At 70.0% G+C, this 25,297-nt stretch carries 28 protein-coding genes; 14 read left to right on the top strand and 14 right to left on the bottom strand.

Features of this window, described 5'->3' with window-relative positions:
* The first annotated feature begins 7 nt into the window (after positions 1–7).
* The 4 genes from JJ691_RS39895 to JJ691_RS39880 all read left to right on the top strand — a co-directional run bounded on the left by JJ691_RS39895 (position 8) and on the right by JJ691_RS39880 (position 3,619).
* Positions 8–757: a hypothetical protein gene (locus JJ691_RS39895; protein WP_211764661.1), complete on the top strand. Its 750-nt coding sequence runs from the start codon at positions 8–10 to the stop codon at positions 755–757.
* Positions 758–794: 37 nt separating this feature from the next.
* Complete coding sequence (locus tag JJ691_RS39890) at positions 795–1,550, top strand: DedA family protein (RefSeq protein ID WP_249227311.1); 756 nt, start codon at positions 795–797, stop codon at positions 1,548–1,550.
* A 108-nt stretch (positions 1,551–1,658) separates the two neighbouring features.
* Positions 1,659–3,035 (top strand): FAD-dependent monooxygenase, encoded by a 1,377-nt coding sequence (locus JJ691_RS39885; protein WP_211764660.1) that lies wholly within the window; start codon positions 1,659–1,661, stop codon positions 3,033–3,035.
* Entirely contained in the window at positions 3,008–3,619 is a 612-nt protein-coding gene (locus tag JJ691_RS39880; protein WP_211764659.1) for a TetR/AcrR family transcriptional regulator, read from the top strand. Before JJ691_RS39885 ends, JJ691_RS39880 begins: the two co-directional genes overlap by 28 nt.
* On the opposite strand, the gene JJ691_RS39875 is transcribed toward JJ691_RS39880, so the two are convergent.
* Entirely contained in the window at positions 3,609–4,991 is a 1,383-nt protein-coding gene (locus tag JJ691_RS39875) for an FAD-binding oxidoreductase (RefSeq protein ID WP_211764658.1), read from the bottom strand. The genes JJ691_RS39880 and JJ691_RS39875 overlap by 11 nt on opposite strands.
* Positions 4,992–5,126: 135 nt before the next feature.
* Between JJ691_RS39875 and JJ691_RS39870 the strand changes: the two genes are divergently transcribed.
* The 5 genes from JJ691_RS39870 to JJ691_RS39850 all read left to right on the top strand — a co-directional run bounded on the left by JJ691_RS39870 (position 5,127) and on the right by JJ691_RS39850 (position 9,780).
* Entirely contained in the window at positions 5,127–5,624 is a 498-nt protein-coding gene (locus JJ691_RS39870; protein ID WP_211764657.1) for a MarR family winged helix-turn-helix transcriptional regulator, read from the top strand.
* Positions 5,621–8,218 carry an MFS transporter gene (locus JJ691_RS39865; protein WP_211764656.1) on the top strand — a complete coding sequence of 866 codons (2,598 nt, stop codon included), beginning with the start codon at positions 5,621–5,623 and terminating at the stop codon, positions 8,216–8,218. The genes JJ691_RS39870 and JJ691_RS39865 overlap by 4 nt, the downstream gene beginning before the upstream one ends.
* Positions 8,219–8,294: 76 nt before the next feature.
* Positions 8,295–8,948 (top strand): DedA family protein, encoded by a 654-nt coding sequence (locus JJ691_RS39860; RefSeq protein ID WP_249227310.1) that lies wholly within the window; start codon positions 8,295–8,297, stop codon positions 8,946–8,948.
* Positions 8,949–8,989: 41 nt separating this feature from the next.
* A complete protein-coding gene (locus JJ691_RS39855; RefSeq protein WP_211764655.1) occupies positions 8,990–9,439 on the top strand; it encodes a MarR family winged helix-turn-helix transcriptional regulator in 450 nt (149 codons plus the stop codon).
* A complete protein-coding gene (locus JJ691_RS39850; RefSeq protein ID WP_211764654.1) occupies positions 9,436–9,780 on the top strand; it encodes a hypothetical protein in 345 nt (114 codons plus the stop codon). The genes JJ691_RS39855 and JJ691_RS39850 overlap by 4 nt, the downstream gene beginning before the upstream one ends.
* Here JJ691_RS39850 and JJ691_RS39845 read toward each other — a convergent pair.
* From JJ691_RS39845 to JJ691_RS39820, 6 genes are read right to left on the bottom strand one after another with little or no spacing between them, the layout of a single operon-like run.
* Positions 9,763–10,152 carry a CoA-binding protein gene (locus JJ691_RS39845; RefSeq protein WP_211764653.1) on the bottom strand — a complete coding sequence of 130 codons (390 nt, stop codon included), beginning with the start codon at positions 10,150–10,152 and terminating at the stop codon, positions 9,763–9,765. The genes JJ691_RS39850 and JJ691_RS39845 overlap by 18 nt on opposite strands.
* Positions 10,149–10,775, bottom strand: coding sequence for a nucleoside/nucleotide kinase family protein (locus JJ691_RS39840; protein ID WP_211764652.1), 627 nt, complete (start codon positions 10,773–10,775; stop codon positions 10,149–10,151). The genes JJ691_RS39845 and JJ691_RS39840 overlap by 4 nt, the downstream gene beginning before the upstream one ends.
* Positions 10,769–11,605 (bottom strand): PfkB family carbohydrate kinase, encoded by an 837-nt coding sequence (locus JJ691_RS39835; protein ID WP_211772007.1) that lies wholly within the window; start codon positions 11,603–11,605, stop codon positions 10,769–10,771. The genes JJ691_RS39840 and JJ691_RS39835 overlap by 7 nt, the downstream gene beginning before the upstream one ends.
* A 5-nt stretch (positions 11,606–11,610) precedes the next feature.
* Positions 11,611–12,474, bottom strand: a complete 864-nt coding sequence (locus tag JJ691_RS39830) for an ATP-binding cassette domain-containing protein (protein ID WP_211764651.1) — start codon at positions 12,472–12,474, stop codon at positions 11,611–11,613.
* Positions 12,471–13,451, bottom strand: a complete 981-nt coding sequence (locus tag JJ691_RS39825; RefSeq protein WP_211764650.1) for an ABC transporter permease — start codon at positions 13,449–13,451, stop codon at positions 12,471–12,473. Before JJ691_RS39825 ends, JJ691_RS39830 begins: the two co-directional genes overlap by 4 nt.
* A 1-nt stretch (position 13,452) precedes the next feature.
* The gene (locus tag JJ691_RS39820; RefSeq protein WP_211764649.1) at positions 13,453–14,463 is read right to left on the bottom strand and encodes a substrate-binding domain-containing protein; all 1,011 of its coding nucleotides are present in this window, start codon (positions 14,461–14,463) and stop codon (positions 13,453–13,455) included.
* A gap of 127 nt (positions 14,464–14,590) precedes the next feature.
* On the opposite strand from JJ691_RS39820, the gene JJ691_RS39815 reads away from it, so the two are divergent.
* A complete protein-coding gene (locus JJ691_RS39815; RefSeq protein ID WP_211764648.1) occupies positions 14,591–15,592 on the top strand; it encodes a LacI family DNA-binding transcriptional regulator in 1,002 nt (333 codons plus the stop codon).
* 130 nt (positions 15,593–15,722) lie between these two features.
* On the opposite strand, the gene JJ691_RS39810 is transcribed toward JJ691_RS39815, so the two are convergent.
* The gene (locus JJ691_RS39810) at positions 15,723–16,559 is read right to left on the bottom strand and encodes an NmrA family NAD(P)-binding protein (RefSeq protein ID WP_211764647.1); all 837 of its coding nucleotides are present in this window, start codon (positions 16,557–16,559) and stop codon (positions 15,723–15,725) included.
* Between the two features lie 695 nt (positions 16,560–17,254).
* On the opposite strand from JJ691_RS39810, the gene JJ691_RS39805 reads away from it, so the two are divergent.
* The 4 genes from JJ691_RS39805 to JJ691_RS39790 are packed head-to-tail and all read left to right on the top strand — an operon-like array spanning position 17,255 to position 20,747.
* Complete coding sequence (locus tag JJ691_RS39805) at positions 17,255–17,692, top strand: XRE family transcriptional regulator (RefSeq protein ID WP_211764646.1); 438 nt, start codon at positions 17,255–17,257, stop codon at positions 17,690–17,692.
* A 56-nt stretch (positions 17,693–17,748) separates the two neighbouring features.
* A complete protein-coding gene (locus JJ691_RS39800) occupies positions 17,749–18,255 on the top strand; it encodes a hypothetical protein (protein WP_211764645.1) in 507 nt (168 codons plus the stop codon).
* On the top strand, positions 18,248–19,459 hold the full coding sequence (locus JJ691_RS39795) for an MAB_1171c family putative transporter (protein ID WP_211764644.1): 1,212 nt from the start codon (positions 18,248–18,250) through the stop codon (positions 19,457–19,459). The genes JJ691_RS39800 and JJ691_RS39795 overlap by 8 nt, the downstream gene beginning before the upstream one ends.
* A gap of 52 nt (positions 19,460–19,511) precedes the next feature.
* Positions 19,512–20,747 (top strand): amidohydrolase family protein, encoded by a 1,236-nt coding sequence (locus JJ691_RS39790; protein WP_249227309.1) that lies wholly within the window; start codon positions 19,512–19,514, stop codon positions 20,745–20,747.
* A gap of 98 nt (positions 20,748–20,845) precedes the next feature.
* Here the strand turns inward: JJ691_RS39790 and JJ691_RS39785 are convergent, their stop codons facing one another.
* From JJ691_RS39785 to JJ691_RS39760, 6 genes are all read right to left on the bottom strand, one after another.
* Entirely contained in the window at positions 20,846–21,889 is a 1,044-nt protein-coding gene (locus JJ691_RS39785) for a glycoside hydrolase family 76 protein (protein WP_211772005.1), read from the bottom strand.
* An 81-nt stretch (positions 21,890–21,970) separates the two neighbouring features.
* A complete protein-coding gene (locus JJ691_RS39780; RefSeq protein WP_211764643.1) occupies positions 21,971–22,627 on the bottom strand; it encodes a TrmH family RNA methyltransferase in 657 nt (218 codons plus the stop codon).
* Positions 22,624–23,142, bottom strand: coding sequence for a LemA family protein (locus JJ691_RS39775; protein ID WP_211764642.1), 519 nt, complete (start codon positions 23,140–23,142; stop codon positions 22,624–22,626). The genes JJ691_RS39780 and JJ691_RS39775 overlap by 4 nt, the downstream gene beginning before the upstream one ends.
* Before the next feature lie 9 nt (positions 23,143–23,151).
* Positions 23,152–23,703 (bottom strand): orotate phosphoribosyltransferase, encoded by a 552-nt coding sequence (gene pyrE, locus JJ691_RS39770; RefSeq protein ID WP_249227308.1) that lies wholly within the window; start codon positions 23,701–23,703, stop codon positions 23,152–23,154.
* Positions 23,704–23,717: 14 nt separating this feature from the next.
* Positions 23,718–24,497, bottom strand: a complete 780-nt coding sequence (locus tag JJ691_RS39765) for an SDR family NAD(P)-dependent oxidoreductase (RefSeq protein ID WP_211764640.1) — start codon at positions 24,495–24,497, stop codon at positions 23,718–23,720.
* A 52-nt stretch (positions 24,498–24,549) separates the two neighbouring features.
* Positions 24,550–25,263, bottom strand: a complete 714-nt coding sequence (locus JJ691_RS39760) for a hypothetical protein (protein ID WP_211772004.1) — start codon at positions 25,261–25,263, stop codon at positions 24,550–24,552.
* Positions 25,264–25,297: the final 34 nt, after the last annotated feature.

Genomic DNA, 25,297 nt, shown 5'->3' with positions numbered 1-25,297 from the left:
GGTCACCGTGAGCAAGTCGGACGATCCGGAGCGGCTGCTGGCCGAGGCGCTGCGCGCCCAGGCGGTGAGCACGCCGGTGACGATGCCACCGCTGCCCGCCGTGCTGACCAAGGCCGCCGAGCAGGCCCCGGATCAGCCCGAGGCGACCGCCGAGGACGAGCCCGCGGCGCCGGACGAGGCCGCCGAGGCGGAGTCCGTCACGGATCAGGCGGACGCCGAAGCGGATCAGGCCGAGCCTGCGGTCGACGCCGAGAAGACCGCCGACCCGAAGCCGGCCGGTCCGGAAGCCGAGGCCAAACCCGAGGCCGAGCCTGCGGCCTCCCCGCAGCCGCCCACGCCTCCGCAGCGGTCCGGGGACAGCCCGTTCACCGAGGAGATGGTGCTGCGGGAGCTGTCGTCCGGCCAGATCACCGGCGAGGTGGCCACGCTCCGGATCAACAACGCCCAGCAGCACTACGAAACCGAGCGCTTCTCGCCGCTGGAGAACCTGTACGGCTCGGCCGGCGGCCCTGGCTTCGGGCTGATCTCCGGCAGCGAGGTGGGCAGCACCGTCGGCCCGCCGGTCGGCGAGTTCGACCACCTGCTGATGGAGCCGCCGACCAGCCCGGTGACGCCGGACGCGGTGGCCACCAACGCCGTGCCGACCACCAAGATGCGGGCCGAGCGGGGGCAGGTCCCGGGTTGGCTGATCCTGCTGTTCGCGCTGGTGTTGGGGCTGGCCGGTGGGGCCGTGGCCGGGCTGCTGAGTATGCTCTGAACCGGACACACAGGCGGCACCTGTACCTTGGGGAATCGTGAACACCGCGTTCCTCGCGAGCACGACCACCACTGTCGCCCTGCCGGGTTGGCTCGACGCCAACACGATCCTGCAGGGCTTGGGGCCGTACGTCTTCCTGGGCGTGGCTCTGCTGATCTTCGCCGACTGCGGCATCCTGATCGGCTTCCTGATTCCGGGCGACACGCTGCTGTTCACCCTCGGGCTGCTGATCGCCCAGCGCGTGGTGGACATGCCGATCTGGCTGGCCTGCGTGATCCTCTCGGTGTGCGCGGTCGTCGGCAACGTGACCGGCTACTACATCGGCGCCGCCGTCGGCCCGAAGCTGTTCAGCAACCCGGATTCCAAGATCTTCAAGCGCAAGCACATCGAGCACACGCACGAGTTCTTCGAGAAGTACGGCGCCCGGGCGATCATCCTGGCCCGCTTCGTGCCCATCGTGCGCACGTTCATCACCGCCGTCGCCGGCATCAGCAAGATGGACCAGCGCAAGTTCTTCACCTACTCGGCCGTCGGCGGCGTGGCCTGGGCGGTGATCGTGCCGCTGCTCGGCTTCTTCCTCGGCCAGGTCCCGCTGGTGCACGACCACCTGGAGATCTTCCTGATCGCCATCCCGGTGCTGTCGGTCATCCCGATCGTGTTCGAGGTGATCAAGGGCCGCCGCGAGCGCCAGGCGAAGGAGGCCGCCGGCGAGACGCCCATGGAGGCCACCCAGCAGTTCGACATGCGGGGCGAGGACATGGACGCCACCCAGCGCATCGACCGGATCCGCTGAGCCGCGACTTCAGTTTCCGGTAGCGAGGACCGCCCCTCGACAGGGGCGGTTTCTTCTGCTCCAATTTGTAAACAGTTCTGTACTGTTTACAAACCCTGGGGAGGGGTCATGACGGTGCTGATCGTGGGCGCGGGGCCGACCGGGCTGACGGCGGCGTGCGCGCTGATGCAGCGGGGCGTGCCGGCGCGGGTGCTGGACGCGGCCGAGGGACCGGCCACGACGTCGCGCGCGCTGGGCGTGCAGCCGCGGGGAGCGGAGGTGATCAACCGGGTCCGGGCGCTGGGCGACCTGCCGGCGCGGGGCATGAACATCGGCTTCGTCAAGGCGATGGCCGGCGGCCGCGCGCTGATGACGCTGCGTCTGGAGCACCTGAAGGGCCAGGGCGTGCTGATCGGTCAGTCGGAGATCGAGAAGTCGTTGCGGGACCGACTTTCCGAACTCGGCGGCAAGGTCGAGTGGGGCACCCGGGTCACGGACATCGCCCAGGACGCGAACGGTGTGACGGTGCGGGCCGGGGAGCCGATCGAGGGCGACTGGCTGCTCGGCTGCGACGGGGCGCACAGCGCGGTCCGCAAGATCGCCGGCATCGACTTCCCGGGCGTGCCGCTGACCGAGCGCTTCCTGCTGGCCGACGTGCACATGGACTGGCCGCTGGACCGCGGCGGCGTGACGACCTGGCTCGGACAGTCCGGCATGTTCGCGGCGTTTCCGTTGCCGGGCAAGGATCTCTGGCGGATCCAGGGCGACTTCCCCGGCACCGGCGAGGTGGATGTGCTGGCCGAGCTGGAAAAGATGCTGCCCGAGCGGACCGGCCTGACCGCCCGGATCACGTCCTGCGACTGGACCTCGTCGTTCACCATCCACCGCCGACTGGCCGGAACCTACCGCCACGGCCGGGTTTTCCTGGCCGGGGACGCGGCCCACGTGCACAGCCCGTTCAGCGGCCAGGGCATGAACACGGGCATCGGCGACGCCGAGAACCTGGCCTGGAAGCTGGCCATGGTGGTCAACGGTCGGGCCGGTGAGCAGCTGCTCGACACGTACGAGAAGGAGCGGCGGCCGATTGCCGAGGAGGTGTTGAGCGGCACCACCGCGCTGACGTCGTTCGTGCTGGGCATGGGCGCCTGGCGTCGGATCCTGCGGGACACCGTGCTCCTGCCGCTGATGAATCTCCCTGCGGCGCAACGGAAGTTGTTCGACCGGACCAGCCAGCTGGCCATCACCTACCGCCGCGGCCCGCTCGGCCCGCACGGGGACCGCGACCCGGAGATCGCGCCCCGCTGGACCAACGGCCGCTGGGTGATCACAGTCCCCTCCGAGAACGACCCACACGTGGCCGTGGCCCAGAAACACCTCGGCGAAGACCTCCTGGTGGAGACCGGTCCCACGGTGAAACTGGTCCGCCCCGACGGCCACCTGGCTTGGCAGGGACGGCCGTCACCGGCAAGGCTGGAGGCGTGGCTGCGCGCAACACTGACGACCTGAAGTCCGCCGGTCGGCCCCGGGACCCCGAGGCCGACACGGCGATCCTGCGGGCGGCGCTGGACCTGTTCGCGGAGCGCGGGGTCGACGGCACCAGCATCGAGCAGATCGCCAAGCGGGCCGGCGTGGCCCGGCTGACCGTCTACCGGCGCTGGTCGTCCAAGGAGGAGCTGCTGGCCCAGGCCATCGTCTACGGCCGCAACGCGCCGGACCTGACCGACGAGGAGTACGACACCCTGCCCTACCCGGAGGTGCTGGCCCGAATGGTCGGCTCGATGGCCGACGCCGTCGCCGACCGCAATCTGGCCCCGCTGCTGGCCCAGCTGATGGGCTCCACCTTCAGCCACCCGGAGCTGTTCGACGCCTTCTGGGCGGCGTCCGGGGCCCGCCGCCGGGAAGGCGGGGTCCGCCTGATCGAGCGGGCCGTACGGGAGGGCCTGCTGCCGGCGGACTCCGACCCCGAGGTGGTGGTGGACATCATCATCGGCGCGCTGTTCTACCGGCTGCTGGTGCCGCCCCGCCACGACGACGTGCACGAGTTCGTGCTGCGGGTACTGCGCCAGGTCGGGTTCCGGGCTATTCCATAGCGAACATCGAGCCCGGGTTGAACAGGTTGCCCGGGTCCAGCGCCTGCTTGATGGACCGGTGCACGGCCAGCCCCACCGACCCGATCTCGCGGGCCAGCCACTCCTGCTTGATCCGGCCGACGCCGTGCTCGCCGGTCACCGTGCCGCCCAGGCCCAGGGCCAGCGCCAGGATCTCGTCGAAGGCGACCCGGACCCGAGCGAACTCCTCGGCGTCGGCGGGGTCGTAGACCAGCGTCGGGTGCATGTTGCCGTCGCCGGCGTGCCCGACCACAGCGATCTTGACCCGGTTCCGCTCGCCGATGGTCTGGCAGCCCGAGATCAGGTCGGCGATCGCGGTCCGGGGCACGCACAGGTCGTCGGTGAGCCAGGTGCCGTAGATCTCCAGCGCGGTCAGCACGGCCCGCCGGGCGGCCAGCAGCATCTTGCCCTCGGCCAGATCGGTCGTCACGTAGGTCAGGTCGGCGCCGGCGGCCTGGCAGGCCAGTTCCACCTTCTCCAGCTCCAGCCGGGCCACCTCGCCGCCGGCGTCGGACTGGCACAGCAGCAACGCCTCACAGCCGGGCGGGCCGACCTCGGTCTTGAGGTACTGCTCGGCGGCCTTGATGGAGACCGCGTCCATGATCTCCATCAGGGACGGCACGACGCCGGCGCGCACGATGCTGGTCACCGCCACGCCGGCCGCCTCGGTGGTGCTGAACGCCGCCATCAGGGTGGCGGGCACCTGCGGCAGCGGCCGCAGCGCCAGCACCGCCTTGGTGATCACGCCAAGCGTGCCCTCGCTGCCGATGAACAGCTTGGTCAGGTCGTAGCCGGCGACACCCTTCACGGTGCGGCGGCCGGTCTTGAGCAGCGAGCCGTCCGCGAGCACGACTTCCAGTCCCAGCACGGAATCCGTGGTCACGCCGTACTTCACGCAGCACAGGCCGCCGGCATTGGTGGACAGGTTGCCGCCGATGGAGCACCAGTCGTAGCTGGACGGGTCCGGCGGGTAGAACAGGCCGTGCTTCTCCACGGCGTCGCGCAGGTCCAGGTTGACCACGCCCGGCTCGACCACAGCCAGCCGGTTGTCCTGGTCGATCTCCAGGATGGCCTTCATCCGGGTGGTCACCAGCAGCACGCAGCCGTCGATGGCGTTGGCCGCGCCGGACAGGCCGCTGCCGGCGCCGCGCGGCACGATCGGCACGCCCGCCCCGCCACAGATGCGGACCACGGCCTGCACCTGCTCGGCGTTCTCGGGAAACACCACGGCCAGCGGCTGCCCGACCGGGGCCAGCGGCATCATGTCGCGGCTGTAGGAGGCGGTGACGTCAGGGTCGACCCGGACCGAGTCGGATCCGAGCGCGTCCCGCAGGGCCTGAACGACGGCGTTCATGCAGTTCACGTTAGTCACCCGGTCGAGTGTTGAGTCTCACAACGATTGGACTTGCCCACTACTCTGTTCGGACAGATGCTTGTACTATCCAACTGATTGGTTGAAGCAACCATCGATCTTCGAGGGAGGTAGGACATGGAGACGACCCAGGAGCGGCTGGACAACGCCGACCAGCTGGGGCTCCAGCTGGTCCGCTTCCTTCGGCTGCTGGAGCGGGCCCACCACCAGTTCAACGACAAGCCGCACGGCGTCGAGAAGGCCGGCTACATGCTGATGGCCAACCTGGTACTCAACGGCCCGCAACGGACCAGCGCGCTGGCCGACGCGGTCCATTCGGACCCGTCCACGGTCAGCCGACAGGTGGCCCAACTGGTCCGTGCCGGCCTGGTCGAACGGCGGGCCGATCCGCTGGACGGGCGCGCCTGCCTGCTTGCCGCCACCGACGCCGGCACCCAGCTCTTCGACGACCTGCGCGCCGAGCGCAACCACCACATCGACCAGATGCTGGGGACCTGGTCGATCGCGCGCCGCCAACAGCTCGTGGAGCTGTTCGACGCGCTCAACACCGACATCGAGAACTACCGACCGCAGTTGGCCACCGCGATCGCCGAGCAGCGAAAGGCAACACGATGACGAGCACGGCCGCTCCGGTGGCGGCGCCCACCAGCAAGGCGGAGCACGTCCCGGGGACATTCACCCACCGACAGATCCTCACCATCCTGTCCGGCCTGATGCTGGGCATGTTCCTGGCGGCGCTGGACCAGACCATCGTCTCCACCGCCATCCGCACCATCGCCGACCAGCTGCACGGCCTGGACGAGCAGGCCTGGGCAACCACCGCCTACCTGATCACCTCGACCATCGCCACGCCGCTGTACGGCAAGCTGTCCGACATGTACGGCCGCAAGCCGTTCTACCTGGCCGCGATCCTGATCTTCGTGGTCGGCTCGCTGGCCTGCACCTTCTCCACGTCGATGTACGAACTGGCCGCGTTCCGCGCGTTCCAGGGCATCGGCGCCGGCGGCCTGATGTCGCTGGCCCTGGCCATCATCGGCGACATCGTGCCGCCCCGCGAGCGGGCCCGCTACCAGGGCATGTTCCTGGCCGTGTTCGGCACCTCCAGCGTGCTCGGCCCGGTCATCGGCGGCGCCCTGGCCGGCCAGTCCAGCATTCTGGGCATCGACGGCTGGCGCTGGGTGTTCCTGGTGAACGTGCCGATCGGCATCGCCGCCTTCGCGGTCGTGGCCATCGTGCTCAACCTGCCGCGCCGGGCCAGCAACGTGAAGCGGCGCATCGACTGGCTGGGTTCGGCGTTCATCTCCATCGGCCTGGTGCCGCTGCTGATCGTGGCCGAGCAGGGCCGCGACTGGGGCTGGACCTCGCAGAACGCCTGGATCTGCTACATCGTCGGCGCGGTCGGCCTGATCGCCTTCGTGGTCGCCGAGCACTACGCCAAGGACGACGCCCTGATCCCGCTGCGGCTGTTCCGCAGCTCGGTGTTCAGCCTGACCTCGATCACCGGCGTGCTGGTCGGCGTGGCGATGTTCGGCGGGATCGCGATGATCCCGCAGTACCTGCAGATCGTGAAGGGCAACACCCCGACCCAGTCCGGCCTGCTGATGCTGCCGTTCGTGCTGTCGATGATGATCGCCTCGCTCGGCTCCGGCATCATCACCTCGCGCACCGGCCGGTACAAGGTCTTCCCGGTCATCGGCACCGTGCTGCTGATCGCCGGCGCCGTGCTGTTCGCCACCCAGCTGCACTGGGACACCAGCCTGGTCGAGGTCGACATCTACATGGCGATCTTCGGCATCGGCCTGGGCCTGTGCATGCAGACGCTGACCCTGGCCACCCAGAACGCGGTGCCGCCGCGGGACATGGGTGTGGCCACCTCGTCGGCGACCTTCTTCCGGTCGATGGGCGGCACCGTCGGCACCGCGGTCTTCCTGTCGCTGCTGTTCAGCACGGTGGGCGACAAGATCGCCGACGCGTTCAAGGCGATCGTGCCGACGCAGGCGTTCCAGACCGCCATCCACACCCCGTCGGTGGTCCAGAACCCGGCCAACGCGCCGCTGTTCTCGGCGCTCAAGGGCGGCGGCGCCGGCGGCGCGCTGCAGGACTCCTCGTTCATCCAGCAGCTCAACCCGGCGGTCCTGGCCCAGCCGTTCCAGGAGGGCTTCACGAACGCGATGCACATCGTGTTCTTCGGCGCCGCGATCGTGGCCGCCGTGGCCTTCGTGCTGACGGTGTTCACCAAGGAGGTGCCGCTGCGCACGCAGTCCGGCATCCAGGCCCAGGCGGCCGAGGACGGCGTGCTGCTGACCGCCCCGGAGCCCGAGCCGGTGCCGGCCGCGGTGGCCACCGCCACCGAGCCGTTCGACACCAACGGCCGGCACGCGCTGAACGGAAACGGCAGTGTCAATGGTTCTGGGGGAAACGGCCACTCGCACCTGGAGGGCTCCCTCCTGGTCGGCACCCCGGTCCGCGGTTTCGTGCGGCGGCCCGACGGCAGCCCGGTGGACGCCGCCGCGCTCACCGTGATCGACCTGAACGGCAAGCAGGTGGGCCGGACCGTCAGCGGGCAGGACGGCGGCTACGACCTGGCCGCGCCGGCCAACGGCACGTACGTGCTGATCGCCTCGGCCGGCTCGCACCAGCCGCAGGCCTCCACCGTCGTGGTCAACGGGGCTCCGGTGGACTTCGACGTGGTGCTGGCCGGCACCGGCGGGCTGGTCGGCGTGGTCACCGCGCTCGGCGGCGCCCCGGTGGTCGAGGCCACCGTCACGCTGGCCGACACCCGCGGCGAGGTCGTGGGCTCGCGGTCCACCGACGCCGGTGGCTCCTACCAGTTCCGTGAGCTGGTCGGCGGCGACTACACCCTGGTCGTCAGCGCCGCCTCGCACCGGCCGACCGCGCTGCCGGTGAGCATCGGCGACAGCGGCACCACCCGGCAGGACGTCGAACTGACCGGCGGCGCGACCCTGGAGGGCGTGGCCCGTGGCCTGGACGGGTTGCCGCTGGCCGACGCCCGGGTGACCCTGGTGTCACCGGACGGGCAGGTCGTGGCGGTCGCCACCACGGGTACGGACGGGCAGTACAACTTCGGTGATCTGTCCGAAGGCGACTACACGGTCATCGCCAGCGGATACCCGCCGGTGGCCGCCGCGCTGCGCGTCACCGCAGGTCAGGAAGCCGTCCACGACGTGGAGCTGGGCTACCCGGAGTAGCACTCACCAACGCGGCGGCTGTCCCCTTCACACGGTTCGGGGACAGCCGCCGTGGCGACGACATAGGGTGTCGAGCGTGCCCACGCACGAGATGGCCTTCGGTTCACTGGACGCCGTCGGCCCCGTAGTGCTGACGGTGATCGCTCTCGTGTGCATTTTCGTCGAGTGCGGCTTCCTGATCGGCCTGCTCTTCCCTGGCGACTCACTGCTGTTCACCGCCGGCATCTTCTTCGCCCAGCAGCACCACTGGGGCCAGGCGTGGCTGTTCGCCGGCCTGGCCTGGGCCGCCGGCGTCGGCGGCGGGCAGTGCGGCTACCTGTTCGCCCGCAAGACCGGCCACAAGTTCGTGGCCCGGCGCGACGGCAAGATCCTCAACCGGCGCAACCTGGAACGGGCCCAGCGGCTCCTGGACGGCTGGGGATTCTGGGCCGTCACCCTGGCCCGCATGGTCCCGTGGGTGCGCACCGTCGTCCCCACCATCGCCGGCGCGGCCCGGATGAACCCGGTGAAGTTCCTGCTCGCCTCCGTCGTCAGCACCGGCGCGTGGGTCGGCGTGTTCATGACCATCGGCTACTTCGGCACCGGCCTGCTCGACCAGGTCCCCTGGCTCAAGACCGCCGCCCTGGTCGTCGCCGTCGGCGTCGTGCTCACCACCACCGTCATCGGCGTCGTCCAGTACCGCCAGGACAGCCGCCGGCCGGCCGAGGAAGAGTCGCCCGTCGACGCCTGACCGTACGGTCCCGAAGAGTTCAAGCCCCATACCATCGAGGCATGCACAACCCGCCGTCGACCGCGCTCGAAGCCGTGTGGGAAACGATGATGGAGACGACCCACGGCGCCGAGGCCGATCTCGACCGGCTGGGGCTGACCCTCGCCACCGCCTACGCGCTGTGGGCCATCGACCCGGCCGAGCCGCCGCCCACCATGGGCGTGCTGGCGCAACGCCTGCGCTGCGCCGCCTCCAGCCTCACGTTCATCTCCGACCGGCTGGTGAAGCTCGACTACGTCACCCGCGCCGAGGACCCGAGGAACCGCCGCTACCGCGTGCTGTCCCTCACCGATGCCGGCCGGGCCGCCCGCCAGGAAGTGATCACGGCCTTCACCCACGCCTCGCCGGTCTCGAACCTGAGCGCGGAGGACCAGCAGGAGCTGGTCCGGATCCTGGGGAAGGCCCTCGCCGGCGGAAAACCGCTCGACCGGGTCGGGAGACTGCAAGCGTGATCCCCCAGGACTGGCTTCCGCATCACCGTGACGAGGACGGCGAACTGCTCGGCTACCTGCGGCCGGGCGAGGCCGGCTTCGTGCCGGTGACGCTGTTCGGGCACCCGCTGGGCGAGGCCGGCGACGAGCACGACGCGGCGGCGGTGCTGGACGAGATCGGCCTGAGCTACCTGGCCGGGCGCTGGCTGCTGACCCTGCCGGACCGGGCGGAGCCGATCGCGGTGCAGGTGATCGAGGCCGATGCCGACCACGTTCGGGTGAAAAGCATCGACTACGCGGCCGACATCGGCGCGCTGTTCACGCTGCCGGTGCCGACCGATCGGCTACACGCCCAGCCTTGACCGTTCGACGGCGATGCAGCGGTCCTCGACGTAGGGCAGGCCGGCGGCGTCGGCGATCTCCCGGGCCTGCGGGCTGACGATGCCCAGTTGCAGCCACAGTGCGCCGGCCTTGATCTGCACGGCCTGTTCGGCGATGGCCGGAGCCTCGGCGGCGGGGCGGAAGACGTCCACGATGTCGATCTTGTCCGGGATGTCGAGCAGGCTGCGGTAGGCCTTCTCACCGAGGATCTCCTCGGCGCTCGGGTGCACCGGGATCACCCGGTAGCCGGCGGCCTTGAGCGAGGCCGGCACCGAGTGCGCGGCCTTCCACGGCTGGGTCGACAGCCCGACAACGGCGATCGTCCTGGCCGAGGTCAGCAGTTCCCTGATCACGTCAGCTCCTCCTCAGCGATGACCAGGTCGGCTCGCCCCGAAGTGGCGTCGACCCGCACCGCGTTGGCCTGATCGGAGCCTAACGCGCGACCGCGGGCCTGCTCGGGCGGGCGACCGAACGCCTCGTGACGGGCGATCAGCCGGGCAATCCGGACCGGCTCGGCCGGGGCCAGGAACCAGGCCTCGTCCAGCAGCGGCCGGACCCGGTCCCACGGATTGTCGGTCAGCAGCAGGTAGTTGCCCTCGGTGACGACGAGCGGGACCTCCCGGGGCACCGGCACGGCGCAGGCGATCGGCTCCTCGATCTCGCGCCGGAACTCGGGGGCGTAGACGGTGTCGGGGCCGTGCCGGCGCAGGCGGTCGAGCAGGTCGACGTAGCCGGCGGCGTCGAAGGTGTCGGGCGCGCCCTTGCGCTCGGCCCGGCCCAGCCGGTTCAGCTCGCGCTGGGCCAGGTGGAAGCCGTCCATGCCGACGAGCACGGCCCGGTAGCCGAGCGCGTCGACGACGCGTGCCGCCAAGGTGGACTTGCCGGCGCCGGGCGCGCCGCAGATGCCCAGCACCGATCGCCGGCCGGTGACCGCCAGCCGTTCGGCTCGGGCCACCAGGTCGTCGAACCTCACCAAGTTCCCCCTCGCACCTCGTCGACCCAGCCCCGCGGGCCGACGTGTCGCACCTTGACGCTCGCGACCCGGTTGGCCAGGTCGATCAGGCCCGGCAGCTCGTCGGCGGTCGGCACCCGGCCGAGCCGCCCGATGCCGAAGGTCAGCGCCCCGTGCCAGACGTCGCCGGCGCCGGACGTGTCCCGGGCCGCGACCCGCTGGGCCACGACCTCTCCGGTCCGGCCGCCGCACGACCACTCGACCGCGCCGGGGCCGTGCGTGCGGATCACCACCGGCACGCCGCGGTCGTGCAACTCCCTTGTGCCGAGCGGATAAGCGGCCGAGCAGGCGCAGACATCCACCAGCGGCAGCAGTTCGGAGTGCACGTCCTTGAGGCTGCCGGCGTCCAGCACCACCGGGGCGGTCGCCTTCGCCACCCGCAGCGCCAGCGCCGGATGGTGCCCGTCGACCAGCACGGCGTCCGAGCCCAGGATCTCCACCGGCGGCAGAAGCGTTGTGCCGGCGGCATTGTGCGACACCACGGTCCGTTCACCGTCCCGGTCCCGCACCGTCACGGCGCTGACCGTCGGCGGATCCTGCTTGGCCGGCAACAGATCCACCACCGTCACGCCGTGATCATCCAGGTCCCGCAAGGCAAGCAGGGCCAGCGGATGGGCGCCCAGCGCCGTCATCAGCGTCGGGATGCCGCCGAGCGCGGCGACCGCGACAGCGGCGTTGGCCGCGGGTCCACCCGCGGCCAACGCCACCGTCTCCGACTGCACCTTCTGGCCGGCGGCCGGGATGTCGTCAACCCGCTGCACGACGTCCACAGTGCACAGTCCGGCAAGCAGGATCCTGGTCACTCGGCCGACTTCCGGTGACTGCCCAGGCCCGCTGTCACAGCGTTTCGCACTTCTTCCACCACACCATCATCACCCATGCGCAGCGCGCCGGTGAGCAGGCCGACCACCTCGTTCATGCTGCTCTCACCCGGCTTGACCAGCGCCACCCGCTTGCCCAGCCGGTGCACGTGGACGCGGTCGGCGATCTCGAACACGTGCGGCATGTTGTGGCTGATCAGCACCACCGGCAGGCCGCGGTCGCGGATCCGGCCGATCAGCTCCAGCACCTTGGCCGACTCGGCCACGCCCAGCGCGGCGGTCGGCTCGTCCATGATCACGACCTTGGTGCCGAACGCCGCCGCCCGAGCCACCGCGACGGCCTGCCGCTGGCCGCCGGACAACGTCTCCACCAGCTGCGTGATCGACTTGATGTTGATGCCCAGCTCGTCGAGCACCTTCTGGGCCTCGGCCCGCATGGTCCGGGCGTCCAGGGTGCGCAGGAACTGGCCACGCCAACCGGCCAGCCGGCGCTCCCGGCCCATGAACAGGTTGGTGGCGATGTCCAGCGCCGGCGCGAGCGCCAGATCCTGGTACACGGTCTCGATCCCGGACCGGCGGGCGTCCAGCGGCCCGCGGAAGTGCACGCTCTCGCCGTCCACCTTGATCTCGCCGGCATCCGGCACCAGCGCGCCGGACAACGCCTTGATCAGGCTGGACTTGCCGGCGCCGTTGTCGCCGACCACGGCCAGCACCTCACCCGGCAGCAGGTCGAAGTCAGCGCCGTCGATCGCCGTCACCCGGCCGTACCGCTTGACCAGGCCCCTTGCTTGAAGGATCGGCGCAGGATCAATGCTCGACCCGGCGAGCAGGTCTTCGGTCATCGCTGCCTCCCTCGCGTGAACCGGTCGAGCGCGACGGCGGCGATCACGAGGATGCCGGTCGCCACGTTCTGGTACAGGTCGTCGATGCCGGCCTGGGTCAGGCCGCTGCGCAGTACCGTCACGATCAGCGCGCCGACGAGCGTGCCCAGCACGCTTCCCCGGCCGCCGAACAGACTCGTGCCGCCGATGACCACCGCGGTGATCGAGTCCAGGTTGGCCGTCTGGTAGGCGTTCGGGTCCGCGTTGGGCACCCGGCCCAGCGCCTGCCATGCCGCGATGCCGTAGATCAGGCCGGCGATGACGTAGACGCCGATCACCGTGCGCTGCACGTTGATGCCGGACAGCCGGGCCGCCTCCGGCTCGTTGCCGACCGCGTAGACGTGCTTGCCCCAGGCCGTTTTCGTCAGCGCGTACCAGACGACGAGGAACATCACGAGCGCCACCGTCATGCCGTAGGTGACCTCGATGCCGCCGAACAGGTAGCGCCGCGTGCCCAGCCAGGACAGCAGTCCGTCGTTCACCGGCACGCTCTCGCCGGTGTAGATCCGGCTGACCGCGGTGAGGATCGTCAGCAGACCCAGCGTGACGATGAACGGTGGCAGCTTGATGTTGATGACCAGCACGCCGGTCAGCGCGCCGATCAGGGTGGCCGCCGCCACGCCGACGATCAGCGCCAGCCAGGCCGGCGCGCCGCCGACCACCAGCTTGGCCATCAGCAGCGTGGCCAGCACGGTGTTGGCCGCGTTGGCCAGGTCGATGCCGGCGGTGAGGATGATCAGCGTCTGCCCGAGGGCCATCGTGCCGACCACCAGCGACTGCTCGACCACCAGCGAGAGGTTGTCGAGTTCGAGAAATGTGCTGGTGGACAAGGAGAACACGACAACCGCGACAACAAGCGCGATGGTCGGGCCGACCGCGGGCGTGCGCAGCACGTACTCGCCGAAGCTGGCCCGGGTTCCGTTCGCGGTGGTGGCCATCTCACTTCCCCCAACAGTTCTTGAGGCCCCAGGTGGTGTCCTGAGAGGTGATGCCGGGCACCGGCTTGTCGGTGATGACCATGGAGCCGGTGTTCTGGAAGCCGCTGGGCTTCTTGCCGGACTTGGCGTACTCGACCGCCGCGTCCACCCCCAGCGCCGCCATCTTGGCCGGGAACTGCATGACGGTCGCGCCGTACTTGCCGTCCTTGACGTCCTGCACGCCCTGGCAGCCGCCGTCGATGGAGCCCATCACCACCTGGCCGGTCAGGCCGCGGGCCTGCAACGCCGCGTAGGCGCCGCGGGCTGTCGGCTCGTTGAGCGTGTAGACGGCGTTCACCGTGGTGGCCCGCTGCAACAGGTTCTCCATGCCCTGCTGGGCCTGGCTCTGGTCGCCGTTCACCGACTGGTGGCCGATGATCGCCGGATCACCGTCCTTGAGCCCGAACCCCTGCAGGAACCCGGTGTGCCGCTGCGTGTCCACTGTGGATCCGGGCGTGCCGTCCAGCATCAGCAGCTGCGGCGGCTTGTCGCCGAGGACCGCCTTGACGTACTGGCCCTCCTGGCGGCCGGCGGCGGTGTTGTCCGTCGCGTACGTGGCGTCCACCGCGCTGGCCGGGTCGGTCTCGGTGTCCAGGGCGATCACCATGATGCCCTTGTCCCGGGCCTGCTTGATCGCGCTGAGCACGCCGGTCGCGCTGTTGGGCGTGATCAGGATGGTGTTCACGCCCCGCTGGACCAGGTTCTCGATGGCCGTGACCTGGCCGTCGTTGTCGCCGTCGAACTTGCCGGCCAGGGCCGTGAACTGCGCCCCGAGCCGGCTCGCCTCGGCCTGTGCCGACTGCCGCAGCGCCACGAAGTACGGATTGGTGTCTGTCTTGGTGACCAGTCCGATCTTCGCCTGCGTGTTGTTGCCGACCGCGGTGGAGCCACCCCAGTAGCGTTGCGTCGTGCAGCCCGTGGCGGTGACGGCCAGGATGGCGGCGAGCGCCCCCATCGTCAGGCCCATTCTCATGGTGGCCCCTCCTGATCAGCGACGGTGCTGGTTGCGGCGAAGCTAATTGCGGGTAAGGTCCACCAGCAAGCGTTTGCGCAAACGCTTGCACCTTTTTCGATCACGAAGCGTCGCAAGGAATGCTGCCATGGTCACGATGAAGGACGTCGCTCAGCTGGCCGGCGTGTCGATCACGACGGTCTCTCACGTCGTCAACGGGACCAGGGCCGTGGCCGCCGAGACCAAGGAGCGGGTGCTCGACGCCGTGGCCCGGACCGGCTACACCGGCGACGTGATCGCCCGGTCCCTGGTCACCGGCGGCACCCGATCACTCGGCGTGGCCATCTCGCTGGTCGCCAACCCGTACTTCGCCGAGCTCATGCAGGCCATCGAGAGCGAGGCCACCGCCGCCGGCTACACCCTGCTGCTGGTCGACACCCACGACGAGGCCGAAACCGAGCAGTACTCCGTCCGGATGCTGCGGGCCCGCCGGGTGGACGGCCTGCTGCTCACCCCTTCGCCCGGCGCCGTCACCACCGTGCTGCCCGAGCTGCGGCGGCTGGGCATCCCCACCGTGCTCGTCGACCGCCTGCCCGGCAACCAGCCCATCGACCAGGTCGGCCCCGAGAACGTCCAGGCCATGTCCGCCCTCGTGCAGCACCTCGGCGAACTCGGACACCGGCGCATCGGCATGATCAGCGGCGCCTCCGGCCTCACCACCTCGTCCGAGCGCACCCTCGGCTACCGCCTCGGTCTCGGCCGCGCCGGCCTGCCCTGGGACCCCGAGCTCGTCGCCGCCGGCGAGTCCTCCTCAGCCCAGGGCGCGGTCGCCCTCGCCCAGCTGCTCGCCCTGACCGCCCCGCCCACCGCCGTCGTCGCCGGCAACAACAACATGATGGTCGGCGTCCTGCACGAGGCCCGCCGCCGCCAGCTCAAGATCGGCACCGACCTGGCCGTGGTCGGCTACGACGACGTCGAATGGGCCGACCTCGTCGACCCGCCCCTGACCACCATGGCCCAGCCCATCGCCGACATCGGCCGCACCGCCGTCCGCATGCTGCTGGCCCGCATCCAGGATCCGTCCCGCGAACCCCAGACCGTCCGCCTCCCGGCCAAGCTCATGCACCGCCAGTCCTGCGGCTGCGCCTGACGCAAACAGCCCCCGCCCTATCCCGGGGTGGCGTCCCAGGCCCAGTCTACCAGCGACAACGGCTAGTCGATCTTGATGGACGGTCGCCTGTGGACAACGCGGAGGCGGGCGGGTCTCCTGTGGATGGACGTCAGCGGAAGTCGGACGCGTGGTCGGTGGCCCACTCGGCGAAGGTGCGGGCGGAGCGGCCGACGAGGTGGGCGACGGTGTCGGTGACCAGCTCGGGCCGCGTGACGAAGGCGGCGTGGGCGGCCAGGAGGCCGTCGACGACAGGAGTGGGCAGCCCGGGGAAGAGCTCGCGACGGACGGCGTCGGCGTGGAGTTCTTCGAAGCGGACGGGACGACCGATGGCCTGGCCGATGGCGTGAGCCTGTTCGAGCTGGCTGATCGCGGCGGGCCCGGTGAGCACGGGGCGTTGGCCGAGGAGGCGGTCGGAGGTCAGGGCCAGCGCGGCGACGGCGGCGATGTCCTGCTCGTGGATCAAGGAGCGGCGGGCGGCGGGGTGGAACCAGCGGACGACGCCGTCGGCGCGGATGCCGGCGGCCCAGCCGAGGGTGTTGGCGGCGAAGCCGGTGGGGCGCAAGAAGGTCCACTCGATGTCGGCGTCCGAGATCAGACGCTCGATCATGGCGTGGGAGCCGAGGATGCCTTCCGTGGCAGCCGAGGAGACGCCGTTGGCGGAGAGGTAGACGACGCGACGAGCCCGCTGGGCGATCTGAGCGATCACCGCAGGGGCGGCGTGGTCGGCGGCGATGGTGGGCCACACCAGGAACACGGAGTCGACACCGTCGAGGGCGGGGCCGAGGCTGGCGGGATCGGCAAGATCGCCGGGCACGACGTCGACGCCGGAAGGCAGCGCGGCTAGTCGCGGATCACGGACCAGGGCGCGCACGGCAACACCCTTGTCCAGCAACGAGGTCAGCGCGCTGCCGCCGACCTTCCCGGTCGCTCCGGTCACCAAGATCACGACTGACTCCTCACCCCGACGGCTGCTTCGATCACGATGCAACCTCGACCTTGGTTGAGGTCAACGGGAGGTGTCCGGGCGATCGCCACACCCCTCTAGTGGCGATCGCCCGAACGTCGCGAGGCGAACCAGATCACCAGGCCCTCGGGGCGGCCTGGCCTTCCTCGCACGGACGGCAGGTCCCGCGCGCGTTCCCTCCGAACTCGGGTTTCGGAGAATCCCCTCTCGACGCGCGCGAGGCCGGCCGACACTGAAGTCGCCTCTGGCGGGAGGACTTCAGAGCATCAGGCGGGGACGAACCACGACCGGCCAACAGGCGGCACGGATCGCAGTAATGGCGCATGGACTGAAAGCAGCACGGCGGGTAGCGTTCAGACTCGCGTCGAGACACCCGCGCCGGCTGACCCGACCCCCCAAGGACGGAACCTGATTACGGGCGAGACCAGAAAGATAGTTGCCCACAGCCAAACATTTCCCCCACCGGTTTGTTCAATCTAGTGGACGTCGATCTACGGTCAGACTTGCACAGCCCCCGGAAGCTTGTCAACCGGTTCGAAAAACCGACAATCTGCTGGTCGTTGACCGAGAGGAACGTCACGTCACGGCAACCGATCTCGCCTTATCATGGCCGCCACAGCGCCCATCCGACGGGCGAAACATCACCCGTTTGGATCAGACAGGAGGGGTTGCGTCCCATGGGCACGCCCGAGCCGCACACGCCGGCAAGGCTCAAAGATAAGATCAACTACCTGATTCAGGAAAGGTGGCGGGACTCACATCACATTCCCGGCAACGCGGCCATCGCCAGTTCGATTCGCGAGGAGACCGGGCACCAGATCTCCACCGGCTACCTGTGGGCGCTGCGCAATGGACAGCGGGACAATCCGACCGGAGAGCGACTCAAGGCTCTCGCCAAGTTCTTCAACAAGCCGACCACATACTTCCTGGACGATGCCATCGCCACCGAGGACAAGAAGTTCGTCCCGGTGGACACCGAAGGCGCGCGGCTGATCGCGCTGCGCTCGGACGGCCTGTCGGAACGCAGCCAGAAGGCCATTCTCGAAATGATAGAACAAGCCCGCCTGGCCGAAAAACTCGACACCCCGGACGACGCCAACGATGGAACACCGTGACGGTCTGCACCCAATTCCATCGATGCCAACTGGACCCACACTTGGACGAGTGTGAGATGAGCCTGCGCAAGCTGCGAAACGAATGCGAAGGAATCCTGGACGGGGTGCCGCTGCCGAACCCGTTCTCCGTCGAGGCGCTGTGCCGGGCGATCTCCGAGATGCGCGGTCGCCGGCTGTACCTGCACGTGCTGACCGGACAGTCCGGCCAGGGCGCGGCCTGTGGCGCCTGGATCGCGACGGAAAAAGCGGACCACATCTTCTACGAGCCGCAGACCAGCGAATACCACCGTGACCACATCATCCTGCACGAGATCGGGCACATGCTGTGCGGGCACGACTCACCGGGCGCCCGCGGCGGATTCAACCCGGACAGCCTGAACGGCGTGCTCGACATCAACACGGCCAAGAAGTTCCTGTTCCGAACCGACTACACGACGCGTGAGGAGCAGGGCGCCGAGATGGTGGCCACGCTCATTCGCGAACGCGCGAGAACACTGCTTCCCGCACCGACAGAGCCGCAGGACAGATGGCTGCGGTCCGCCCTGGGGGTCGACGATGCTTGAGGAAATCAACAGGTACTTCCTGATGTGCCTGTCCTGCGGGGTGGTGCTGCTCCGGCTGCCCGCGCTGCGCTCGCCGCAGCAGCGGCCCATCTGGTTCACGCTGTTCTTCCAGGGCTTCGGCTCGGTCATCCAGATCCCCGCCGTCGCGGCCGCCCTCAACAGCGCGATCGGCATCCCCAAGGTGGTCAGCCTCATCTCGGGGATCAACTCCGTCATCGTGGTGACCGCGATCCTCACCTTCGCGATCCGCCTCGACAAGGCCGACAAGCCCGATCTCGCGCCGTGGCGGCGACCGCGGCTGATCTACGCCGTGCTGACCGTCGTCACCATGGCCGCCGCCTTCCTCACCGCGCTGGCCCACTCGACGCCGGCCCGCGACCGCTTCCTGCCGGCGGTGGGGACGTTCACGCCGCTGACCGTCTACTGGATCGCCTACCTGCTGTGCATCACCGTGGCGTCCGCATGGGCGACGGTGCTGTTCTGGCGGCAACTCCCGAAGCTCCAGACCAAGACGCTCCGCTACGCCGTCCTGATGCTCGCCGTGGCCAGCAGCGACATGCTCGTCTACACCGCCAGCCGCACCGGCGCGGTGCTGTCCACGAATCCGGTTTTCATCAACGTCGGCTCGTTCACGTCGTCGGTCTACTTCATCCTCGTCACCGTCGGCTGTTCGGTGTCGGTGACCGCGCCGCTGATCCGGAAGATCGGGGTCTGGCGGGACTGCAACCGGCTCTACTCGTTGTGGAAGCCGCTGTGCGAGGCCGAACCCAAGATCTCGCTGGAGGGCTCGCGGTCCCGGATCTCCGACCTGCTGAGCATTCAGAACATCGATTTCCGGCACCACCGCCGCATTGTGGAGATCCGCGACGGTCTGCTCGTGCTGCGGGAGTGGATCTCCACACCGCTGTTGGCCCGGATCGAGAGCGAACTGACCCGCGAGAACGTGGGCGGCCTGGACGCGAAGGCGGCCGTCACCGCGTGCTGGCTGCAGGTGGCGCTGCACCGACACGACAAGGGATTCGAGCGCGAAGAGGTGCCGCTGGACCTGGTCGGCGACGGCGGCGCGGACGCCGACGCCGAGCTGCGCTGGCTGCGCAAGGTCGCCAAGGCGAACCGCTCGGCCGCCGTGCGCCGGTGCGCGGCCGCGGTGATCAGCTCGACCGGTCCCGAGCCGGCCGAGCGCGAGAACCTGCCGACCGCGTGACCAGTCCTATAATCGATCGAACCTCATCATCGAGGTGCACTGGGGAGTGTGTGTGAACATCAGCAAGTCGGCCGGCAGCGATCAACTCTGGGGGCTGCGGGCAACGCGTCTGTTCGATGGCGAACGATTCCACCCGGGGTCGCCACTGGTGTTGTTCCGCGGCAACACAATCGAGGCAGTCGATCTCAGCGGAGCCGACCCGGCGGACTCGATTCCCGTCGAGGACCTCGGTGACGCCACGATCCTGCCCGGTCTCGTCGACGCGCACACGCACCTGGCGTTCGACCCGGCCCAGGACGCCTTCCACCAGGTGCAGGCCGACGATGACGCCGCGCTGCTGGCACGGATGCGCCGGCACGCTCAACAGGCGCTGAGGGCCGGCATCACCACGCTGCGCGACCTCGGCGACCGGAACTACCTGGCGCTGGATCTGCGGGACCAGTTCACCGCCGACGCGTCGGGGCCGGAGATCCTGGTGGCAGGCCCGCCGATCACGCCCACGCGCGGGCACTGCTGGTTCCTCGGCGGCGAAGCCGACGGTCTGGACGGCGTCACGGCGGCCGCGCGGGAGCGGATCGCCCGCGGCGTCGACGCAGTCAAGATCATGGCCACTGGCGGCGCGACCACACCCGGCACCGCGCTGCACGAGTCGCAGTACACCCTCGCCGAACTGCGCGCCGTTGTCGAAGTCGCCCATCAGGCCGGCACTCTGGTCACCGCGCACGCCCATGGCGGCGGCGGCATCGCGGACGCGGTCGCGGCCGGCGCCGACGGGATCGAGCACGGCTTTTTCCTCACCGGGGACACTCCCCGCCGGGCCGAGCCGGACTGGGCCACGGTGGCGGCGCTGGCCGAGCGCGGTGTTTTCGTCGGCACCACCACCGCCCGGCGGCCGCCGGCGGAGCCGGTGCAGGGCACGACCCTGCGGGTGCGCACGAACTTCGCCCGCATGCACCGGGAAGGCGTGAAGCTGGTCTGCTCCTCCGACGCCGGCGTGGGCCCGCTCAAGACCCATGACTGCCTGCCGTACGGCATTCTCGAGTTCAGCACCTTGTTGGAGCACACCAACACCGAAGCCCTCGTCGCCGCCACCAGCCTGGCCGCGGAGTCCTGCGGGGTCGGCGGCCGGAAGGGCAGGATCGCCGCCGGCTACGACGCGGACGTCTTGGTGGTGGCCGGTGACGTCCAGCGCGACCTGACGTCGATCCTGGACGTGCGGGCGGTGTATCGCGCCGGCGCGCTGACCAGCGGTGTTCTGGACGAGTCGACTCAGACAGCCGGCCGATAGCGCGGACAGTGGCAACCACGGGCAGTGGACCGCTAAACTGATGTCGTGGTCCCTGGCACCCCTCCCCCCTGGTGCCAGGGACCGCCCTTCGTTTCGCGTCAGGTGAAGTGGGGATGCACCTCGTTGCGCTCCAGGACCGCCGCCGCTTCCAGGAGCATCCAGCCCGACAGCTGCACCGAGAGATCCCGTTCGGGACGGTGGCGGCCGCTGGTGGCCGGCATGACCCACTCGGGGCCGAACAGCGGCCCGCCGCGGGCCTCGAAACGGTTGCGCCAGGCGGAGTCGGCCGACAGGTAGACAATCTGGGCGGCCTCCTTGTCACCGAGGACGACGGCCGCCTGGGCCAGGTAGCGGGCGAGGATGCCGGCGAACAGACCGCCGTCGCCACCGCCGTTGCCGGGCAGCACACCGCCCTCGCCGACGAGGTGTTCGGCGACGGCGAGCACGGTCCGGCGGGCCAGTGAGGCGTAGAGCTGGTTGCCGGTGGCCAGCCACAGCTCGACGCAGGCGCCGATGAAAACGCCTTGGCAGTAGGTGAAAATCCACTCGACGACGCCGGAGACCTCGCCGTCGGGGTCGACCCGCAGCCCGTCGAGCACGAGCCCGGTGTCCGGGTCGACCAGCCACTCGTCGATCCAGTCCACAATGGACATCGCCCGCTGGAGGTCGATCCGGTCGCCGAGGCGGGTGAACAGCATCGCGGCCGGGCCGTTGGCCGGCACGTTCTTGAGATTGTCCTTGGTGCGCCACCAGATTCCGCCGCCGCCATGGTCGGTCCAGCCGGCCCGCAGCCGCTGCCGGATCTCCTCGAGGGCGTCGGGCCGCCGCAGGTCGAGCTCCTCACCGGCCCGCCACAGCGCCAGCCCGAGCCAGGCGATGTCGTCGTAGTAGCGGTTGAGCCAGCGCCGCCCGTTGCGCAGCCGGATGGTGTCGACGAGCTGCTCGATGTCACGTCGCCGAGCCGGCGCCGGCGCGCGCAGCTGGGCGTCGATCAGACAGTCGAGCAGGTGCGCCTGCCACCAGTAGTGCCAGGACGCATGGAACCGGCGGCCCCCGGCGGGCCAGCCGGTGACGGCGATTCTGGTGCCGGGAAGTCCCCACAGCCGTCGCAGATGTCTGGTCCGCACGGCCCGTTCGGCCATGGCCGCCCGTGCGGCCCACAACGCGGGGGTGTCCGTCACCGCCTCATGGTGCGCACTTGATCGATTCCGGTGACGCGGCTGTCACCAGGACGTATGAAGGTCGGCGTGTTGCGCCACCCACGTGTGCATCACGATGCCGGCGGCGACCCCGGCGTTGATGGACCGGGTGGACCCGAACTGGGCGATCGACACGACCAGGTCGGCGGAGGCCTGCGCGGCGGCGGAAAGCCCGGGCCCCTCCTGGCCGAACAGCAGCACACAGGCCCGTGGCAGGGCACAGGTCTCGACCGGCACCGACCCGGGAGTGTTGTCCACGGCGATGATCTCCAGCCGCTCCGCCCGGGCGAACGCCACCAGCGACTCGACGTCCTCGTGGTGGTGCAGGTGCTGGTACCGGTCGGTGACCATGGCCCCGCGCCGGTTCCACCGCCGCCGCCCGACGATGTGCACGGCCCGGGCGGCGAAGGCGTTGGCGGTCCGCACCACGGTGCCGATGTTGTGGTCGTGCTGGAAGTTCTCGATGGCGACGTGGAACGGGTGCCGGCGCCGGTCCAGGTCGGCGACGATCTCCTCGCGCCGCCAGTACCGGTAGTGGTCGACCACGTTGCGCCGGTCGCCCTCGGCCAGCAGATCCGGGTCGTAGCGGTCGTCGTCGGGCCATGGCCCCGGCCACGGCCCGACGCCCACCTCGGTTCCGGCCGCGACCCACTCGGTCGGGCCCAGCTCCTCCTCGGTCACCGGGTTCGACCGCCCGGCAGGAAGTACTGCGCCCGGGCCACCTTGGTCGCGCCGGCCACGATGTTGCTGGGAAAGGCGACGATCCGGTTGTTCAACGCGTGCACGCTGTTGTTGTAGCCACGCGACTCCGCCGCCACCCGCTCGTCGCTCTCACCCATCCGATCCCACAACAGCCCGAAGTCCCGCCCCGCCCGCAGCCCCGCCGGCAGGTCGGCCAGGAAGCTGGTCAGCTCCTGGTTGAGCATCTGCTCGGCCCGTCCCTGCGCCTCCGGCCCCGCGCCCCGGCTGGCCATCGCCTGCGACCGCGCCTGCACGATCTTGCTCACGTTCACGCCGCCCGCCTTGGTCACCGCGACCAGGCCACCGATCAGGTCGTGCCGGCGCTGCAACTCGGCGTCGACCCGCCGCCAGGTCCGTTCGACCGCCACCCGCTGCGCGGTGAACCGGTTGTGGCTCAACGTGACGGCGAGCGCGATGAGCAGCAGGACCACCACCACACACAGGGCAGTGACCAAGGACGCCTCCTACAGACCGAGATCCGCGAGATCGAGAAGGTACCGGTAGGGCAGGCCGGCCTCCGCGATGGCTTCACGTACCCCGGTGTCGCGGTCCACAACCGTCGCCACGCCGACCACTGTCGCACCGGCCTCGCGCAACGCCTCCACAGCGGTCAGCACGCTGCCGCCAGTGGTGGAAGTGTCCTCGACGGCGAGCACCCGCTGCCCGGCGACCTCGATGCCCTCGATCCGCCGCTGCATGCCGTGGGTCTTGGTCTCCTTGCGCACCACGAAGGCGTCCAGCACCGCGCCCTCGCCCGCGGCGGCGTGCATCATCGCGCAGGCCACCGGGTCGGCGCCGAGGGTGAGACCGCCGGCGGCGACGTAGTCCCAGTCGGAGGTGAGCTGCCGCAGCAGCTTGCCGATCAGCGGCGCCGCCGCGTGGTGCAGCGTCGCGCGCCGCAGGTCGACGTAGTAGTCGGCCTCCTTGCCGGAGGACAGGGTGACACGGCCGTGCACGACGGCAAGCTCGGAGACAAGACGGGCCAGTTCGGACTTCGCCGGAGATTCCACTCGCACGGGTCCACACCTTCTCATGTTCGGCCGCGGCCGGCGGCGACCCGCCCGGCGATGCGGCGCACCAATCCGCGCGGGACCAGCCGTGACAGCCCGACGACCGCCTTGTACTGGAGGCCGGGAATGCTGACCGACTTGCCCTGGCCCAGATCGGCCAGGCACTCGCTGACGACCTGATCGGCGTCCAGCCACCACAGTTCGGAGGTCTTGGTCATGTCGATGCCGGCCCGCTCGTGGAACTCGGTGTGCACGAAGCCGGGGGCCAGCGCGATCAGCCGCACGCCGGAGCCGGTCAGCGCGATGGACAGCCCCTCGGTGAACGAGGTGACGTAGGCCTTGCTGGCCGAGTAGGTGGAGCCGCGGCCGGGCATGAAACCGGCCACGCTCGACACGTTGATGATCACGCCGGCCCCACGCGACACCATCGTTTCCAGGGCGGCGTGGGTGAAGCGCATCACCGCCGTGACATTGACGTCCAACTGCTTCTGCATGTCCTCGACGTCGGAGGTCCAGAACTCGCCGGAGGTGCCGAAGCCGGCGTTGTTGACCACCACGTCGACCGGCCGCGCGGCGTCCCGCAGCCGGGCCTCGACGGCCGCCCGCCCCTCGACGGTGGCCAGGTCGGCCGGCAGCACCTCGGACTCCACGCCGTAGCGGCGCTTGAGCTCCGCGGCCTGCTCCTGAAGCCGGGACGTGGTGCGGGCGACGAGCACGAGGCGGTCGCCGTCGGCGGCGAACCGCCGCACGAAGGCGGCGCCGATGCCGGAGGTGGCTCCGGTGACGAGACATGTGGCCATGCCTCGAACGTTACCGGCGAGTCAGCCCCGGCCGTATCCTTCGGCCTCGGCCTCAGGCCGGGTTGCGGCCGCCGAACGAGGGCCGGTAGACCTCGCCGCCGGGGTTGTCGTCCGAAGGCTCGTCACTGGGCGTGTCGGCCTCGAAAGGGTCGACCACGTCGGCCAGCTCGCCGACGTCGCGCAGCAGCCGCTCCAGCCGGGCCGGGGTGGCCCCGGGCGGCGCGGCGGCCAGCACCCAGTCCTCCTCCAGCCAGACCACGGTGACGTCGCCGCCGATCTCCTCGGCCGCCTCCACCAGATCGGGCGTGATGAGCATCCGGGCGGCGGTCAGGTCGGACACGAAGGCGTAGCGCTGGCCGACCGGGCCGAGCAGGTCCGGCATCTGTTCCCGCTGGAAGGGCACGCTGGGCAGCCACAGCTCGACGACTACCGGGTGGGTCCGCCGACACCGGATGCCGACCAGCACGGAGTTGACCTTGCCGCCGTTCTCCAGGTCGAGCACGTACACCTGGCGGCGTCCGTCCGCGGTGAACGTGGACCCGGCGACCACGTCGCGGGCCACCCCGCTGCCGTAGTAGGCGATGGCCCCGTGGTGCCAGCGGGTGGGCAGCACGTGGTCTGTCTCGGCGAACTGCCAGCCGCGCAGCCCCGCCCAGCGCCGTCGCTCTCGGTTACGAGCGGTGCGCTGGGCACGGTCTGTCGCCAGCAGTGCCAGCCCCGCCACTGCCAGAACGACGAACGCCGTGAACCAGACCCACGCAGGTATCACAACAGGCAGGGTAGCGGCCGCCCGGCCGATT

The organism is Kutzneria sp. CA-103260, assembly GCF_018263855.1.
Classification (GTDB): domain Bacteria; phylum Actinomycetota; class Actinomycetes; order Mycobacteriales; family Pseudonocardiaceae; genus Kutzneria.
This window is presented reverse-complemented; position numbering and strand designations above follow the sequence as displayed.